The sequence below is a fragment of the Smaragdicoccus niigatensis DSM 44881 = NBRC 103563 genome, assembly GCF_000380645.1.
Classification (GTDB): Bacteria; Actinomycetota; Actinomycetes; order Mycobacteriales; family Mycobacteriaceae; genus Smaragdicoccus; species Smaragdicoccus niigatensis.
The window spans coordinates 278,491-295,461 of record NZ_AQXZ01000017.1; the positions used below are offsets into that span (position 1 = coordinate 278,491).

The 16,971-nt window shown below is 64.6% G+C and carries 16 protein-coding genes; 6 read left to right on the forward strand and 10 right to left on the reverse strand.

The features are described from left to right. Positions 1-43: 43 nt before the first annotated feature. Positions 44-1,363: a S8 family serine peptidase gene (locus tag F600_RS28305; RefSeq protein ID WP_018161248.1), complete on the forward strand. Its 1,320-nt coding sequence runs from the start codon at positions 44-46 to the stop codon at positions 1,361-1,363. On the opposite strand, the gene F600_RS0114020 is transcribed toward F600_RS28305, so the two are convergent. Then, complete coding sequence (locus tag F600_RS0114020) at positions 1,360-3,564, reverse strand: acyl-CoA dehydrogenase family protein (protein WP_018161249.1); 2,205 nt, start codon at positions 3,562-3,564, stop codon at positions 1,360-1,362. The two genes, F600_RS28305 and F600_RS0114020, sit on opposite strands and share 4 nt — an antisense overlap. After that, entirely contained in the window at positions 3,564-3,998 is a 435-nt protein-coding gene (locus tag F600_RS0114025) for a type II toxin-antitoxin system Rv0910 family toxin (RefSeq protein ID WP_018161250.1), read from the reverse strand. Before F600_RS0114025 ends, F600_RS0114020 begins: the two co-directional genes overlap by 1 nt. 188 nt (positions 3,999-4,186) lie before the next feature. Between F600_RS0114025 and F600_RS0114030 the strand changes: the two genes are divergently transcribed. Further along, entirely contained in the window at positions 4,187-4,888 is a 702-nt protein-coding gene (locus tag F600_RS0114030) for a TetR/AcrR family transcriptional regulator (RefSeq protein ID WP_018161251.1), read from the forward strand. Here F600_RS0114030 and F600_RS0114035 read toward each other — a convergent pair. From F600_RS0114035 to F600_RS28315, 5 genes are all read right to left on the reverse strand, one after another. Continuing rightward, a complete protein-coding gene (locus F600_RS0114035; RefSeq protein WP_018161252.1) occupies positions 4,885-5,874 on the reverse strand; it encodes an AurF N-oxygenase family protein in 990 nt (329 codons plus the stop codon). The two genes, F600_RS0114030 and F600_RS0114035, sit on opposite strands and share 4 nt — an antisense overlap. A 207-nt stretch (positions 5,875-6,081) precedes the next feature. After that, positions 6,082-7,620, reverse strand: a complete 1,539-nt coding sequence (locus F600_RS28310; protein WP_081628844.1) for an FAD-dependent oxidoreductase — start codon at positions 7,618-7,620, stop codon at positions 6,082-6,084. Continuing rightward, positions 7,621-8,622, reverse strand: a complete 1,002-nt coding sequence (locus tag F600_RS0114045) for an AurF N-oxygenase family protein (protein WP_018161254.1) — start codon at positions 8,620-8,622, stop codon at positions 7,621-7,623. A 34-nt stretch (positions 8,623-8,656) separates the two neighbouring features. Next, positions 8,657-10,114, reverse strand: coding sequence for a flavin-containing monooxygenase (locus tag F600_RS0114050; RefSeq protein WP_018161255.1), 1,458 nt, complete (start codon positions 10,112-10,114; stop codon positions 8,657-8,659). A 25-nt stretch (positions 10,115-10,139) separates the two neighbouring features. Then, the gene (locus F600_RS28315) at positions 10,140-10,949 is read right to left on the reverse strand and encodes an alpha/beta fold hydrolase (RefSeq protein WP_245541534.1); all 810 of its coding nucleotides are present in this window, start codon (positions 10,947-10,949) and stop codon (positions 10,140-10,142) included. 153 nt (positions 10,950-11,102) lie between these two features. Here F600_RS28315 and F600_RS28320 point away from each other — a divergent pair, with 153 nt between their 5' ends. Together F600_RS28320 and F600_RS0114065 are read left to right on the forward strand one after the other, a co-directional pair. Continuing rightward, positions 11,103-11,900 (forward strand): helical backbone metal receptor, encoded by a 798-nt coding sequence (locus F600_RS28320; RefSeq protein WP_018161257.1) that lies wholly within the window; start codon positions 11,103-11,105, stop codon positions 11,898-11,900. Beyond that, entirely contained in the window at positions 11,890-12,291 is a 402-nt protein-coding gene (locus F600_RS0114065) for a nuclear transport factor 2 family protein (protein WP_018161258.1), read from the forward strand. The genes F600_RS28320 and F600_RS0114065 overlap by 11 nt, the downstream gene beginning before the upstream one ends. Before the next feature lies 1 nt (position 12,292). Here F600_RS0114065 and F600_RS0114070 read toward each other — a convergent pair whose 3' ends face one another. Next, positions 12,293-12,952, reverse strand: a complete 660-nt coding sequence (locus F600_RS0114070; protein ID WP_018161259.1) for a response regulator — start codon at positions 12,950-12,952, stop codon at positions 12,293-12,295. A 26-nt stretch (positions 12,953-12,978) separates the two neighbouring features. Continuing rightward, a complete protein-coding gene (locus F600_RS0114075; RefSeq protein WP_245541535.1) occupies positions 12,979-14,214 on the reverse strand; it encodes a sensor histidine kinase in 1,236 nt (411 codons plus the stop codon). Between the two features lie 142 nt (positions 14,215-14,356). Between F600_RS0114075 and F600_RS28325 the strand changes: the two genes are divergently transcribed. After that, positions 14,357-14,905, forward strand: a complete 549-nt coding sequence (locus tag F600_RS28325) for a hypothetical protein (RefSeq protein WP_040631386.1) — start codon at positions 14,357-14,359, stop codon at positions 14,903-14,905. Beyond that, positions 14,902-16,104 (forward strand): alpha/beta-hydrolase family protein, encoded by a 1,203-nt coding sequence (locus F600_RS30470; protein ID WP_018161262.1) that lies wholly within the window; start codon positions 14,902-14,904, stop codon positions 16,102-16,104. Before F600_RS28325 ends, F600_RS30470 begins: the two co-directional genes overlap by 4 nt. Here F600_RS30470 and F600_RS0114090 read toward each other — a convergent pair. Next, on the reverse strand, positions 16,053-16,967 hold the full coding sequence (locus F600_RS0114090) for a ribokinase (protein WP_018161263.1): 915 nt from the start codon (positions 16,965-16,967) through the stop codon (positions 16,053-16,055). The genes F600_RS30470 and F600_RS0114090 overlap by 52 nt on opposite strands. Positions 16,968-16,971 lie beyond the last annotated feature (4 nt).

The following is a 16,971-nucleotide window of genomic DNA, read 5'->3' on the forward strand; positions in this document are numbered from 1 at the left end:
CGTTCGAAACAGCGAAATTCGAGTGTTTCGAAGGAGCGAACCCATGCGGGCTTGGCCACGCGCCGCGGTGGCGGTGGCTGTTATTGCAGGTGCGTTGGGCTTCGCCGGTGCACCTGTCGCAACAGCCGACAATTCCGAACGTGTGATCGTCGTATTCAAGAACGGCGTCGACGCGGACCAGAAAACCGATGCATTCGAACGCGCGAATCTCGCCACCCCGGTTTTCAAGTACCGGTCAGCGATCCAGGGCTTCTCCGCGACCCTGACACCGCTCAACAAGGCGCGCATTGCCGCTGATCCCGACGTGGCTTTCATCAGCCCGGACCGGCCGGTGCGTGCTTATGCACCGACGCAACAGATCCTCACCGGCGACAACGCACCCAACGGCGTCCGTCGAATCGGCGCAGCGACGACGACTCTGGCGAACAAGGCGAGCGACGTCGGCGTCGCGGTCATCGACACCGGTATCGGCACGCGCACCGGAAATCTGAACCTCGGGACCGGCAAGAGGTGTGTCGGCTCCTCGACCGCGGACGACAACGGACACGGCACGCACGTTGCCGGAACCATCGCGGCCACCAACAACGGCAACCGCGTCCTCGGCGTTTCGCCCGGCGCGAAGCTCTACCCGGTCAAGGTGCTCAACAGCCAGGGCAGCGGCTACTGGTCGGACATCATCTGCGGCATCGACTGGGTGACCGCGAACGCGCAGGTCCTCAACATCAAGGTCGCCAACATGAGCCTCGGCGGCGACGGCGGCAATGCCACTCCGTGTGGCTCCCTCGTGAGCCCGAGCACCGGCGACGCGTTGCACGACGCGATCTGCCGGGCCACCGGCAAAGGCGTGACGTTCGTTGTTGCCGCGGGCAACAGTGGGTCCGACTTCCAGACCCAGGCGCCGGCCGCGTACCCCGAAGTCCTCACGGTGACGGCGATGTCGGACAGCAACGGTGTCGGTGACGGCCAGGGTCTGCCGCCGTCCTGCCGGCCGAGCGAGATCGACGACAAGGTCGCGGCGTTCTCGAACTACGCCACGCGCAGCTCGGAGATCAACCACACCGTCGCGGCTCCGGGCGTCTGCATCGTCTCGCTCTCGACCAGCTTCTGGTCGACCACGCGAACGCTGTCCGGTACGTCGATGGCGTCGCCACACGTGGCCGGATCAGTCGCCAACTGCATCTCGAAGGGCGGCGTGCCCGGACCATGCGCCGGAATGACTCCGGCCCAGATCATCACCAAGATCCGGGCGGACGCCGGTCAGAAGACGACGGCCACCCCGATCTTCGGCTTCAACGGCGACCCGATCCACTCACCTGATCCGAACAAGTACTACGGGTATCTGGTGAATGGCGGGGCCTACTAAGAGTCGCGAGGCAGGCCGAGCATGCGTTCACCGATGACGTTGAGCTGCACCTCGGTCGTGCCGCCGTAGATCGTGGTCGCGCGTCCGCCGATGAGTTGTTCCATGGCTTTGTCGCTCGGCTCACCCGGAATCGACACGACACCGGCGGTTCCGAGTTCGGCGACGACGAATTCGGAAATCGCCTGGCCGATCTTCATGCCGAGCAGCTTCCCGACGCTCGACGTGGTGCTGATGTCGGCGCCGGAGAGTTGTTTGAGCACCGTGCGCGCACCGATGAGATCGATCGCCTGGCTCTCGGCGAGCAGTTCGCCTACTCGATATCGGCCGATCGGCGTCAGCTCGCGTTTGCGCGCGAACGCGAGGAGGTCCTTGTCGGTCGCGTAGGCCTCGAGCTTCTGGCTCAGAGCCACGCGCTCGCCCGCAAGCGTGGTTCGCGCCACGTGCCAGCCGTCGTTCACCTCGCCCACCACGTTGGCGTCGGGAATGAACACGTCATCGAGGAAGACCTCGTTGAACAGCGCGGAACCCGTCATCTCGCGGAGCGGTCGGACCGTCACGCCGGGAGTGCTCATGTCGAGCACGAAGTAGGTGATGCCCTGGTGCTTCGGCTTGCTCGGATCGCTGCGAGCGATGAGCATCGCCCAGTCCGCGAACTGCGCGACGGTCGTCCAGATCTTCTGGCCGGTGATCTTCCACCCGCCGTCGACCTTGACCGCCTTCGTGGTGAGCGAGGCCAAGTCGGAACCCGCACCCGGCTCACTGAAGAGTTGGCACCACACGACCTCACCGCGCAGGGTGGGAACGACGAGTTCGTCCTTCTGCTTCGGCGAACCGTGGGCCACGATCGCCTGCACCGCCCACGTTCCCATCAGCAGCTGGGGGAGTTGTATGCCCGCCGCTTTGGTTTCCTCGGCGATGACGATCTGCTCGAGCGGCGTTGCGGATCGGCCGTACGGCTTCGGTAGGTGCGGCTGTACCCAACCGCCGTCACCGAGGGCGATGTACTGTTCGTCCTCGTCGGTGATGCTCGCGATCGGGGCCAGTTCCGCCCGGATTCGCTCGCGAATCGACGCCGACTCCTCGGGCAGTTCGAGCTCGACCGGACGGGTCACGCCCGAAAGAGCTTGATCGGCAACGCGGTTGACGCGGTCCTCGCGAGTCCCGAGGACGCCCCGGATGGCGAGAGCACGCCGGTAGTAGAGGTGCGCGTCGTGCTCCCAGGTGAATCCGATTCCGCCGAGGACCTGAATGCAGTCCTGGGCGATGTGAACCGCCGCATCCGGCACGATGGCCGCGGCGATGTCGGCCGCGAAGTCTGCGGTGTCGTCGTTGTTGTCGATCGCGACCGCCGCGTCCCAGAGCGCAGCCCGGGATTGCTCGAGTTCGATGCCCATGGTGGCGCACTTGTGTTTGACGCCCTGGAACTGACCGATCGGACGGCCGAATTGCACGCGGGTTTTGGCGTAATCGGCCGCGGTCGACACACACCACGAGGACACACCCAGAGCTTCGGCGCCGAGAACGACGGAGGCGATCGAGCGCACGCGATGGTCGCTGATGCCCTCCAGGATGCGGTCCGGACCGATGGTGAGGTCTTCGACTGATACGCAGGCGGACCCACGCAGCACGTCGATGCTGTCCTGCGACTCGACGCTGAACTGTTCGGCGTCGAGGACCAGCCATTTGACCTGGCCGTCGAAATACGCAGCGGCGATGACGAAGTCCGCGTGCGCCGCGCCGATCACTGCGTCGAGGTCGCCGCGAATGACCCAGCCGTCCGCGACCGCCTGCGCCCGCAGTTTCGTGCCGAGTGCGATTGCGGCGATTGCGGAGCCGTCGAGGACGCGGGGGAGCGTTTCGATGCCGATCTTCGAGTCGGCGGCGGACAGGACGGTCGCGGCGAGGGCCGTCGGGACGAATGGGCCAGGTGCAACCGTGCGGCCCAACGCTTCGAGCGCGACGGCGAGCGTGAGCAGGCCGGCTCCCTGGCCACCGCGTTCCTCGGCGACCGCGAGACCGATGAGGTCCTGGGCGACGAGTGCGTCCCAGAATGGCGGGAACTTCGGTTCGGCAGCGGCTTCGACCGCGCTGCGGACGATTTCGGTGGTGATGGCGTGCTCGGCGAAGGCGCGGACGGACTCCGCGAGCGCGATGTGTTCCTCGGTGAGCCCGAGGCCGAGTTCGTAGGAGTTGCGAGCCATCAGGCGGCGACCAGCTCGGCGAAGGTGGCCAGGGAAGCTTCGAGGTCGCGCTGGGCGTTCTTGGCAACGGCCTTGCCGATCGGTCCGGCGATCATCGCACCGGAGAAGCTGGCGCCGATGACTGCCGTGCAGCCACCGTCCTTGGGCTGAACCTCGAGCGAGAGTTCGACCCGGACGCCGGCCATGCCCAGCCCCGACATCGTCAGGCGGTGCGGGATGTCGAGTGCGTCGATCGTCCACTCGATCTTGTTGGCCATGCCCATGACAGAGACGATCTCGGTGAACTGGGTGCCGACGTGGAGTTCGGTCGGAATCGCGCTCTTCCACTTCTGGTGAATCGAGAGCCACTCGTCCCAGTGGGCGGCGTCGGCAAGCTTGTCCCAGGTCGACTGCGGATCGGCGGCGAGGTCGACGGATACCGAAACGGATGCCATGAGATTCCCCTAGGTTCTCGGCGGAATGTGATTGAGACGAATTGTCTGAGACAACGTGTCCCACGAAAAGTACATTGGACACGATGTCCAGTCAACGGTTGTCTGCCTGAGAATTTGTGCGTGTCGGGGAGGGGTGGAGGCGTTGCGTGGCCGCAGAGGCGAATGCTTCGACCTGTAGAATTGACAGAATGTCGCAGGTGAACGATCCGAACGAGCCCGGAGTGGTCGATGGACGCTCCACCCGTTGGGATGATCACCGCGCCGATCGACGCGACCGTCTCCTTCGGTCGGCCATTGAAGCGATCGACGAAGACGGGCCGGACGTCGGCGTTCAGGAGATTGCCACCCGCGCCGAGATTCCGCGGTCAGTCGTCTATCGGATCTTCAAGGATCGGGACGATCTCGACCGGCAGATCAAGGGCCGCATCATCGAAGACCTCATGGTCGACCTTGCGCCCACGCTCTCGCTCGAAGGAACCATCGGGACGTCGATCAGCCGTGCCGTGAACACGTACGTGGCGTGGATCGTCGCGCACCCGCGCCTGCATCAATTCGCGGGACGGCGGTCGACCCGCACGGGCGCGAAGCCGAGTGTGGCGTCGCGGCAGAAGCGCGACGTCGCCCTCGGCGTGGCCCATTTGATCGAGACGTTCCTGCGCACTCGTGACTCGTCGACCGAGTTCGCGGACTCGCTGGCGTTCGGATTGATCGGAATGGTCGACGCCACGGTCAACCGATGGCTGACGAACCCGGATCGCACGCTGACTGCCGAGCAGCTCTCGAGGTTCCTCGAGGTGTCGATCTGGCAGATGTTCGAAGGCGTCAGCAAGCGATCCGGACTCGACATCACTCCCGATACGCCGATCGGGTCACTCGTCTCCGGGCGTTAGACCGCCGCCGTCGCCTTTCGCTCTGGCTCTCCGCGGTAGCGGCTGTTTGGGCCCGCGATACCGAGAAGGCTCCACACTCGTCGCGTGATGGGGTTCAGCAGACCGATTTCCTCGACGAGCGGACGCACGTCTTTGAAGAACCCGGCCAGAACCTCCTGGGAATGCGGAGCCTTCCAGAAAGCTTGCTTGAAGGCTTCGCGGTCGACGCCATGGGCCTTCGCTTCGGCCCAGTCGGGCGCGGCGATCTCGCCCGCGAGCCAACGCATCGCGATCGGGAATGCCAGACCCATGAGGGTCTTGCTGACGGGGTCCATCGCACCGATGTGGTTCTTCAGGAATTCGTGCGCGAACGAGATGTGGCGCGCTTCCTCGGCGATGTGGATCTGCATGCAACGCAAGACCGCAGGCGGCACGCGGTCTCCGGCGCGAATGATGGCCTTCTGGTAGTGGTCAATGGGCTCTTCGCCGGCGAGGATGCCGATGAACAGGATCGTGTGGAAGTACCCGCCAGCGACGCCGATGAGGGGCGCCAACGCGCGGAAGTAGGGACGCGGTCCCTTGACGTCGACGCCGATCCGGTTGACCAACTCCTGGAACATCTGGATGTGGTTGCACTCTTCGGTCATCTCGTGCATGCAGTAGCGGAATTCGGGGGAGCCGTTGGGCAGCTTCATTGCGTACTGCATCATGCCGCGGATCAGGATGCTTTCGAACGATGCGCCGACCTTGATCGAGTTGGCGATCCGCCAGCGGCCGATGCTGATCTGCTCGTCGAGCGGCAGCGCCTGGTACCACTCGGTCGCGCCGAGAGGGTCGACCTCGGGGTGCAGTACCCAGCGCGGATCGTTGGGGTCGATCTGCAGCTCGGGCGAATCCCAATCGATGTCCAGGTAAGGATCGAAATTGCGATTGACCGAACCGTTCGACAGCGTCGCGAGCAACTCGTCGTAGTCGGTGTCGAACGGATGGGTGGACAGCATCGTCATTGAGGCCTCCGGTTGACAAACATCCAGGCTTTGTTGCCTGGGCTGACAATTCAATACTGTTTGTCAAAGTAGATTGGACACGGCGTCCAGTCAAGCGGTACTGGTACACCGTGTCCCAAACGGTTCGCCCAACGGCCGGAAGACCTGAGGGCGTCGCCATCGACATATATCGATGGCGACGCCCTCGGGTCGCTTGGCCGTTTCCGATCAGACCGCCAGCAGGTTGCGGCGCTTCAGCCGGCTCGGCGCCGGGAGGCGACCCGCGTTGAAGTCCGCGATCAGGTTGTCGACCGTTTCCTTCGAGCACGACTTGTTCGTGCCGATGAATCCCGACGGACCGCGCTTGATCCAGCCGACGACGTACTGGCCGGATACGGCCGTTTCGCCGCGGAGAACCCGGCCCTCGTCGTTCGGAATCACACCGCGGTTGTAGTCGAACGGCAGGCCGGCGACCGGCTCCCCGTGGTAGCCCACGGACCGCAGGACGAGTCCCGTTTCGATCCTCTCGGACTCATCGGTGGCGACGGCCTTCACTGTGCCGTCCTTGACGGTCAGCTTGTTGCGCGTGACCGTGACCGCCTCGACGTGGTCCTCGCCGTGAATCTCGGTCGGTGATGCCAAATAGCGCAACACGATTCGCCTACGCGTATCGTCGGCTGCCGGAATCTCGGCAGCAATCTCCTCAGCGAGCTCGAGCTTCTTGAGCAGGCCAGGCGCGAGCTTGCCGTCCTTGCGGTCCCGCTTGGTCACCGAGTCGAGGACGAGATCCTTACCGTCGACGACGATGCGCGCCGAGTGCTTTCGCACCAGGCCCATCAGCTCCGGCAGCGTGTAGGCCGCCTGTGCCGGGCCACGACGTCCGAGAATGACGACCTCGCGCACCTTGCTGTCCCGCAAGGCGGCGAGCGCGTGCGGGGCGATCGTCGTGTCCGCGAGATCGTCCGGGTTGGACGTCAGGATGCGGGCGACATCGAGAGCGACGTTGCCGTTCCCGACGATGACCACCCGTTCGACCGACAGGTCGAAGGTACGGTCCCGGAAGTCCGGGTGGTCGTTGTACCAAGCGACGAACTCGGTCGCGGCGATCGAGCCGGGAAGCTCCTCGCCCGGAATCCCGAGCTTGCGATCCGACGACGCACCCACGGCATAGATCACCGCGTGGTGGGTGGTGGCCAGCTCGGCGTGCGTGATGTCCTTGCCGACCTCGACTCCGAGATGGAACCGGAAGCCCTTCTCGGCGGCGATCTTGTCGAACAGGCGACTCACGCGCTTGGTCGACTGGTGATCGGGCGCGACACCGTGGCGGACGAGTCCGTACGGTGAATCGAGCTTCTCGTAGACATCGACGCGAACCCGCTTCTGCTTCAGCAGCTCGTCGGCGGCGTACATCGCGGCCGGACCCGACCCGACGATCGCGACACGCAAAGTGTTGCTGCCGTCGGCCTTCGGCGAGGTCGGCGGAATTGCGAGGATCGGCCGCGGGCGGTCCGGCTGCTTGCGGAAGAACTCCGCATTGATCTCGAGGAACTCGATGTTCTTCTCGGTCAACTTGGTGTGCGGGACGATCGCGTCCACCGGGCACGCGTCCACACAGGCACCGCAGTCCACGCAGGACTCCGGGTCGATGTAGACCTGCTCGGCCGTGAGGAAGTCCGGCTCGTCGGGGGTCGGATGAATGACATTCACGGGGCACGCAAAGACGCACGAGGCGTCGCTGCAGCACGGCTGGGTTACGACGTGGGGCATCTACGCGCTCCTGGTCAACTCGACGACGTTGTCGAGGTTCTCGGTCACCGGTGCAGGCTCGCTGCGGTAGCGGGACGGACGGCCGTCGATCCCCAGAACCTTCCACACCAGCTTCGACACTGGGTTGATCAGTCCTGCCTCATGTGCGAGAGCGCGGACGTCGCCGAAAATGCCTTGCAGCGTTGACTTTCCGGTCTCGCCACTCCAGTAGAGCTCGTTGATGACCTCGGCCGGAATGTCGAATTCCTCGCGGAACTGTCGCGGCGGGGTGGCGATCATTTCGGCCATGACGCGGAATGTCGCCGGCATGAGCACGGACAGCGCGGCCTTCTTGATGAAGCCCGCCTTCGGCACGTTCAGCTTGATGTACTCATGCGCGAACGAGATGTGACGAGCCTCCTCGGCAACGTGGATCTGCATGACGCGGGTGACCATCGGGTGCATCGTGTCCGAGCCGCGCAGGATCTCCTTCTGCAGGTGATCGATCGGCTCTTCGCCGCCGAGGATCATGATGAAGAACCACTCGGGGAAGAACGACACGGCGGGCCAGATCGCCATGGTCAGCAATCGGCTGATCGGGTCCATGCCGGGCACATCGGCGCCGATGCGGTTCACCATCTCTTGGAACATCATCGAGTGGTTGCACTCTTCGGCAGACTCGTGCGTGATGTAGCGGAACTCCGGGTTGCCGTTTTCGAGACCGAAGTTGTACTGCATGAACCCGCGGATCAGCAGCTGCTCGAAGTGCAGGCCCACGCGAGCGATGTTGGCCTGACGCCACATTCCGATCGCGATCTGCTTCTCGAGCGGCTGCGCGAGGTACCAGGCGTGGCCTCCGAGCGGATCGGCCTTCGGGAGTACCCAGCGTGCGTCTGTCGGGTCGACGGCCCAGTCCGGGTTGTCCCAGTCGATGTCCTTGTAGGCGTCAAAGCTGCGGTGAACCGAGCCTTCCGACAGGGTGCGAAGGCGCTCGTGATACGTCTGTTCGGCGGTCAAAGTCATGGTGTTCTCCTGAGAAAGTTGTGTCGTGCCGGGATCAGCGGCTGAATTCAAGGACGTCGTCCTTGAGGGACTGGTGACGCAGCAGCGGAATGTCGAGCAGGTAGTTGTCCTGCGCCTTCCACGGCGCGCGCGTGCCCTGACGCGGCATGGCCCAGTCACCGCGCTGGATGTAGCCCGAGCTGAGGGCCCCGCCCATGAGCGAGTACTCAGCGCGGTCGCCGTCTTTCGCATGCGCTACTGCCTGGCTGTAGCCCTTTCGGCGCATGAGGTTGAGAACTCGGCAGACCCACTCGGCGGCGAGATCGGTCTTGAGCGTCCACGAGGCGTTGGTGTAGCCCAGGACGATCGCGGCGTTCGGCACGCCCTCGACCATGACGCTCTTGTAGAGGACACGGTCGTGCGTGCTGACGGCCATGCCGTCGACCTCGACCTGCACACCGCCGAGGACCTGAACGTTGAGTCCCGTGGCGGTGATGATGATGTCCGCCTCGAGGTGCTTGCCTGACTTGAGTTCGATGCCCGTCTCGGTGAAGGACTTGATGTGATCGGTTTCGATCGACGCCTTCCCGTTCTTGAGGACCTTGAAGAGGTCACCGTTCGGAACGACGCACAGGCGCTGGTCCCACGGGTTGTACGACGGGGTGAAGTGACGCATGTCGACGTTCTTGCCTACGCGGCGGCGAATGTCCGTGAGCAGCAGCTTCTTCGCGATGCGCGGCTGAGTGCGGCAGAAGTCGTACAGCGCGCGCTGGATCGTGATGTACGACAGGCGGCTTGCCCGTCGGACGAGGAACTGCGGAACCGGCGTGCGGCTCAGGACCGACGACAGCGGGTCGTTGGCCGGCACGGCCATGATGTAGGTAGGCGAACGCTGCAGCATCGTGACGTGCTCGGCGTCGTCGGCCATGTTCGGAACCAGCGTGATCGCCGTGGCGCCACTGCCGATGATGACGACCTTCTTGCCGGCGTAGTCGAGGTCCTCGGGCCAGTGCTGCGGGTGCACGATCTGACCCTTGAAGTCGGCGGCGCCCGGGAACTCGGGGCTGTAGCCCTGGTCGTAGTTGTAGTAGCCGGTGCAGCCGACGATGAACGTGGCGGTGTACGTCTCGGTCTCACCCGTCGACTCGTCGAGTGCTTCGACTGTCCAGCGCGTGTCCGGGGTCGACCACTTCGCTGTGAGGACCTTGCGGCCGAAGCGGATGTTCTCGAAGACGCCATATTCCTTGGCGGTGTCCTCGACGTACTGGCGGATGCCAGGTCCGTCGGAGAGCACCTTCGTGCCGCCCCAGGGGCGGAAGCCGTAGCCGAAGGTGTACATGTCGGAGTCGGAGCGGATGCCCGGGTACTTGAAGAGGTCCCAGGTGCCGCCGACATTGGCGCGGCGCTCGAGGACCGCGTAGCTGAGGTCCGGGCATTCCTTGGTCAGGTGGGAAGCCATTCCGACACCGGCAACGCCGGCGCCGACGATGAGTACGTCAAAGTGCTTCGTCATTGAAGTTTCCTTGTCAGTGCTGGGTCTAAGCGGCGACGGTCACGCGCGACTTCGCGCTGTCCGCCAGGACGATGTGGGAGATGAGCGCCGGGGCGTCCGACATCGGCACGTGGCCGCAGTCCTGCAGCGAGACGTGGCTCGCGTTCGGCAGCACCTTCCGGGCTCGGGCGGACTGGACGTACGGCAGGACGTGATCGCGGGTTCCCCACACGACCGTCACCGGGATGTCCGCGGAGATCGGAGTGTCGTACTTCGATGCCTGCTTGATGATCGACTTGAGAGCCGGGCGAGCCTTGCGGAAGCCGTTGAGCATTCCGGAAACCTCGGACCGGTCCAGGCGCGCCGGTCGCTCCATGAAGATCTTCAGCGCATTGCGGCCGATCGGGGACTCGACGACTGCGTTGCCGAGCGGTCCGCTGGCCTGTGCAGCCAGAACGACGCTGGCGAACAGAACCTCGGTGTAGAGGAACTCGAGGCTGCTCGCCCAGAATCCGGCCGGTGAGATCGCCGTCGCGCCGCGTACATCGCCGTACGAAGCAAGTTCCAGCGCGATTCGACCACCGAGCGAGTTACCGACGACGTGCGGCTTGTCGATGCCCAGCGAATCGAACAATGCCAAGAATTCGGCGCGGAAGACCTCGGCGATATCGCGACCTTCGAGGTCGAGAGCCGCCGAGTCTCCGTGACCCGGAAGGTCCACGGCGATGACATCGAAGTAGCGGGCAAGGTGGGGAATCATGTGCGACCACGCCTTGCGGTTGTGGCCGATTCCATGAATCAGCACCAGTGGCTCTCCGGCGCCGTGACGCTCGTAGGCCATTAAGTTCTGCGACATTGCAGCTCCCATTGTCCGGTTCGTTGACAAATGTCATCGATTTGTACTCGGCCGACGCTACCTTGGACTCTCTGTCCAGACAATCTGACACTGGGACTTTGTGTCCCAAACAACAAAACTGAGAGGCCCTCGCGTTCGGGCAGAATCGTTGGGGTGAGCACCGTTGTGGTTCAGGATGACTTAGGCGCGGTCGTCGAGCTGAAAAGGCCGGTCCGACGGGTGATCTCGCTTGTTCCGTCGCTCACGGAGGCCGTTGCGGAGAGCGATCGATCGCTGCTCGTCGGGGCGACTGACTGGTGTACGCACCCCGTTCTGGACGTTCCGCGAGTACGTGGAACAAAGAATCCGAATGTCGCCGCAATCACACAGTTGCGACCAGATCTGGTGCTCGCAAACCAGGAGGAGAACCGCGCGATCGACGTGGATCGGCTTCGAAATCAGGGGATCGCGGTGTGGGTGACGAAGATCGAATCGGTCGACGAAGCCCTGTCGTCGATGACGAGGCTGTTCGCCGAGGGGCTCGGGCTGGGTGAGCCGGAGTGGCTTTCCGAGGCCAAGACGGTGTGGGCCGATGTGGTGCCGGCGCCTGCGCGGAAGGTCGTCATTCCGATCTGGCGCGACCCGTGGATGGTCGTCGGTCGCGACACGTTCACCGGAGATCTCGCTCGGCGACTCGGATATGACTGCGTCCACGCGGCGCGGGACGAGCGGTATCCGAAGGTGTCGGAAGCCGAACTCAACGAAGGAATCGACCTCGCGATCCTGCCGGATGAGCCGTACGTCTTCACCGAGACCGATGGACCCGAGGCGTTTCCGGGCCTTCCGGTCGCACTCGTCGATGGCCGGAGTCTCACCTGGTACGGACCGTCGTTGCGGAACGCGCCGCAAAGGATTCAGAATGCGGTGTCTCGCGCTCACACTAAGTGGGGAGGTCGCGAACATGGCAAGTGATGCGACGAAGGTTGCGACAGAGTTTCTGGACGCGTTCGGCCGGGGCGACGTCGAGACGATGCGAAACCTGTTGGCGGACGATGTCGTTGCCTACATCACCAACAGAGCCGGAGGCGCTGACCGCGTCGACGGGCGGGATGGATACCTGGCGCGCGTCGACGCGATGGATCTGCCGGCCGCACAGTTCTCTCTGGCGCTCACTCAGGATCCGGTGACAATCGGGTCGGAGCTGGTGCTGATGATGGTGGAAGTGCGAGCGAGCCGCAGCGGTCGCACGTTGCTCAACTTCGCGGCGATCGTGGTGCGCGTCGTCGACAGCGTCATCACCGAGTGGTGGATGGCGGACGCAAAGCCCGCCGAAAGTGATCGTTTCTGGCTAGGAGAAGACTGAGTCAGCCCGGCGTGACGACTCCATTTTCGTAGGCGAAGACCACAGCCTGCGACCGGTCGCGTAGCCCGAGCTTGCCGAGCACGTTGCTGACATGCGTCTTCACCGTCTGCTCGCCGACGAACAACGCTTCGGCGATCTCCACGTTCGATCGACCGGTCGCCACGAGTTCGAGCACCTCGTGTTCCCGCGGCGTAAGGGTCTTCAGTGCCGCCGGCGGTGTTCGGCGGTTATTCCGCGTGCGGGTCACTTCGGCGATCAGGCGCCTGGTGACCGACGGCGCGAGCAGTGCCTGGCCGTCGTGCACGATGCGGACCGCGCGAACGAGTTCCTCCGCGGGAGCGTCCTTGAGCATGAATCCGGAAGCGCCGATGCGCAGCGCTTCGTAGACGTAGTCGTCGATGTCGAACGTGGTCAGCATGAGGACGCGCGTGGCGGGGAGGGCACGCAGGACCGCCTCTGCAGCTTGAAGGCCATTCATCACCGGCATGCGAACGTCCATGAGGACGACATCCGGACGCAGGCGCGTGATCTCGGAGACCGCGGTCTGTCCGTCGGGTGCGTCGCCGAGAACCGAGATGTCCGGCTGGGCAGCGAGAAGAGCACCGAAACCCTGTCGCACCATGGCCTGGTCGTCCGCGATGAAGACAGTTATCGGTGCCATGGTTCCTTCCTGATCGCCTGGCCAGCCTAAACCGAGATCGGGACCGTCGTCAGCGGGAGGATCGCGCGCACCGCGAACCCGCCGTCGGGTCGCGGGGCCGCCGCGAGCGAACCGCCGATCGACTGCGCACGTTCCATCATGCCGGTGATGCCATGTCCGAGTCCGACGCCGCCGTGATCGCGGTCGGTGATGCGCGGCCCGTTCTCGACGAGGATGTTGAGGACTGGGCCGTCGACGATGAGGGCGACGGTGATCGACGCTCCCTGGGCGTGCCGGCTGGCGTTCGCGATCGACTCCTGCACGATTCGGTAAGCCGCCAAAGCGGTTGCATCGCTGACGGATTCGACGTTAGGCGCGGGGAGGTAGTCCACCTGGATGCCGGCCGCGCGAGTGCCTTCGATCATGTCGTCGATGCTCGCGAGAGTCGGCAGCGGAGCATGCTGGACGGCCTGACCTTCGAGGCGAAGCACTCCGAGCAGGCTGCGGACCTCGTTGAGAGCTTCTCGGGCGGCAACCGCGATCCCTTCGAACTCGGCCTTGGCCGGGTCGCTCAGCGCGGGCACGCGGTACTGCGCGGTTTGCGCCTGCACCACAACGAGCGACATCCGGTGGGCGACGATGTCGTGGAGGTCCCGGGCGATACGGGTGCGTTCCTCGAGCACGGTTCGCCGGGCGCGCTCGAGTTCGTTTTCCTCGGTTTGGCTGGCCAGCATCTGGCGAGACCGCAGGATCAGGCGGATCAGCAGGCACACGACGAGCAGCACGGTCAGTCCGGCAATCCAACCGCCGCCACCGGGAGCGTGTGCGGCGAACAGGATCGAGCCGACTGCCCATGCTCCGATCGCCTCGGGCAGTGGCTGCCGGAGGTACATGAAAACGGTGCTCACCAGCAGCGAAATGACAAGGCAGACCTGCCAGTCGAACTCGTACCGTCCGAACGGCGAGTAGAAGACCGGGAACACCAAAGCGGTTATGGCAATGACTCCCCAAGCGAGCCGGGTATTCGCGCCGAGCAGGGCGAGCGGCAACACCGCGGCGCCGCTGAACACGGGCATCAACTCCGGCGAGACGTGGAAAGTCAGCTGCAGCGTGGGCCACGCGATGGCCCACATGATGAGTGCCACAGTGAGGAAGAACCAGTTCGACACCCGGGCCAGGTAATCGCCCAGCGGAGTGCCGTGTAGCGCGCCGCCGTACATCGTCGCGCTGTTGTGGCTCGCCAACTGTTGCAGCGTGCCCTTTGTCCGTCGGATGCGTCTCACACGACCAACCTAGGCGCGGTGCGCCCATTGACGCCCCCTACGTGAGAGGGATATTCGACCCCTACGTGTTGGGGATTCACCGTCCAAGAATCCCCGTTTCAGCCGATCCGGCGGAGTGCGCTGTATTTCTAGCGTCGCCGCCATGGACCGTTTTCGAACTTCGCTTCTACTCCTTCTCGTTGTGTTCCTCGCGCTCTGGAAGCCGGTCTCAGCGCGCGCTGCCGGGGATGAAGATCCCGCAAGCGCGGCGGCCATACGGGCATTGACCAGCGATGATCCTGTTGCGAATCAGGTCGCGGCGGTGCCCGCAGACTTCGGGTACCGGCCCGCCGGAACCCGTTATGCCGTCGATCCCGATGGCGGGTGCAGTTCCCCGATCGCGTTGCCGGCGGTGTTCGACGAGCCGTGCAAGGCACATGATCTCGGCTACGACCTCCTGCGCTATGCGGCGGCGAAGGGACATCCGCTCGGGCCGTGGGCGCGAGAACTCCTCGACTCGACGTTCGACCGTCGGCTGCACACGGCGTGCTTGTTGCGCTCAGGCCTTGAGCGTGTCTCCTGCGCGGCCACGGCCGAGGTGGCGAGTGCTGCCGTCCGGGTGAATACGTGGCGGCAGCACGCCGGTGTACCTGTTCCGGAGACCGCGGGAGAGATCGCTGGATCATTCGTCCTGGCGGCGGTGCGGCGATGATCCGCCTGCCGTCCGCCGGTGCCTCGATCGGGTTCTGTGCCGGCGCGGTCGTGGCCTTCTACCCGAATGAGTTCGCCCGCGGCACTCTCACCGAATGCCTCGTGATCTTGATATTCGGGACCATCGGATTCTTGATGACCCGTCGATCGCTGCGATCGTGGTCGGCCTCGCGCACCGCGCTGATCGCCATCGGAGTCACCACCTGCGGCTTTGCGATGTGGTTGTGGTGGCAGAACGAGCTGCGCGCGGTGAGCGGTCAGGACGTTGTCGCGGTCGGATCTGCTGCCGTCGTGTGGTCAGTGGCGGCGTTGACTCCCGTCGTGCTGTCGTCATTGCCGCTCCGGAAGGCTCTGGTCGTCGTCGTGGCGGCCCTTGTCGGACTCGGGAATTGGTCGGGCGTCGCAACCGCTCAACGAGCTCCCGGCGAGGTCTTCGCAGGCATCGAATCCAGCGCACGTGGGCTGCGCGTCTACGAACCCCTGACCGACGAGCCGGTCACACATCGAACCGATCGAGCGGTGCATCGACTCGTCGATTCCGGTGGCCTCGACATGCGGGCAATCGTGGTCGCCCTTCCGACCGGGTCCGGCTGGGTTGACGCTCGATTCGTGCGAAGCACTGAGGAGGCGGTCGACGGAAAGGTCGCGATCCTCGCTGTCCAGTACACGCAAATGCGCAGCTGGTTGGCGTATCTCTTCGAACGTTCAGCGGTCGAGGACGTGTCGGTCGCAATCGTCGACTCGCTTGATCGACTGCTACCTCGCAACCACCCGCCCATCTACTTCTATGGACAAAGCCTTGGTGCCCTGGGCGTACGCGCAGCCGCGGTCCACGCCCGCGACATCGGTTTTCCCATCGCGGGGAGCCTCCTCGTCGGACCACCCGGGGGCGTGGGCGACCGTGGTTCAGCGAGCCTCGTAAACAGCTCCGATCCGGTCGTCACGTGGTCACCGACACTGCTGGTCGTGCCGTCGTCCCCGCCGACCGGCTGCGTGATCGAAGGCGGGAGATCGCCGCGGGCACCGTGGCTCCCGGTCGTGACGTTCCTGCAGACTTCGGTGGATCTGCTGCTTGCGACCGACAATCCACCCGGTTTCGGGCATCGGTACGACGAGCGTCAAGGGGTCGCGTTGCTGGGTGGGCAGCCTCAGAAACTCCCGTGGACAACCGCTTCGAGCTGCTCGCGAGTCGGTTGGTAGGCGCCGAGATGCGTCGCGGACAGCGCTCCGGCCGCCGACGCCCAGCGGAGAGCCTCGTCCGGCCCAAGCGACCAGGTTGCCGCGAGCGCTCCGACGAACGCGTCACCGGCGCCGGTGGTGTCGACCGCCTCGACCTCGAAGGCAGGGACCTTCATCTGTCCCTCCGGTCCGCGGTAGACGCAGCCGGCGGCGCCCTTGGTGATGATGACGTGCGGAATCGAATCGAGCAGGTGATCGCCGTAGCGCTGGGCCTCGGGCTCGTTGAGCACGAGCACATCGATGCAGTCCAGGAGATCGCCCGGAATCGGTTGCACCGGAGACGGATTCAAGAAGACCATGGTGCCGTGTGCGTGCGCTTCCCGGGCTGCGGCGACGCTCGCCGCGATCGGGAGTTCGAGCTGCAACATGAGGATGTCGGCCTTGGCGATCGCGTCCTTCTCGGGAGTGGTCAGCCCAGTGATCGCCGAGTTCGCGTCGCCGACGACAATGATCCGGTTCTCGCCGTGCTCATCGACGACGATGATCGCGACTCCGCTCGTGCCGTCGACGTCGCGCACGAGGTCCGCTTCGATGCCGTTGATGAACAGGTCGTGGCGCAACTGTTCCGCGAAGTGATCCTGTCCGACGGCACCCAGGAAGGTGACGATGGCGCCGCAGCGTGCTGCGGCGATCGCCTGGTTGGCGCCCTTGCCCCCGCGGTTCATCCGGAAGTGCTGTCCGAGCATCGTTTCACCCGGGCGGGGGAGCTCCCGCGCCACCACGATGAGGTCCATGTTGACGCTGCCGAGCACGATGATCGACTCCGGTCGGGCAGCCTCTGCCCCTGGCGCTGATCGGTTTTCGCCGCTGTACACGATGAACAAGGCT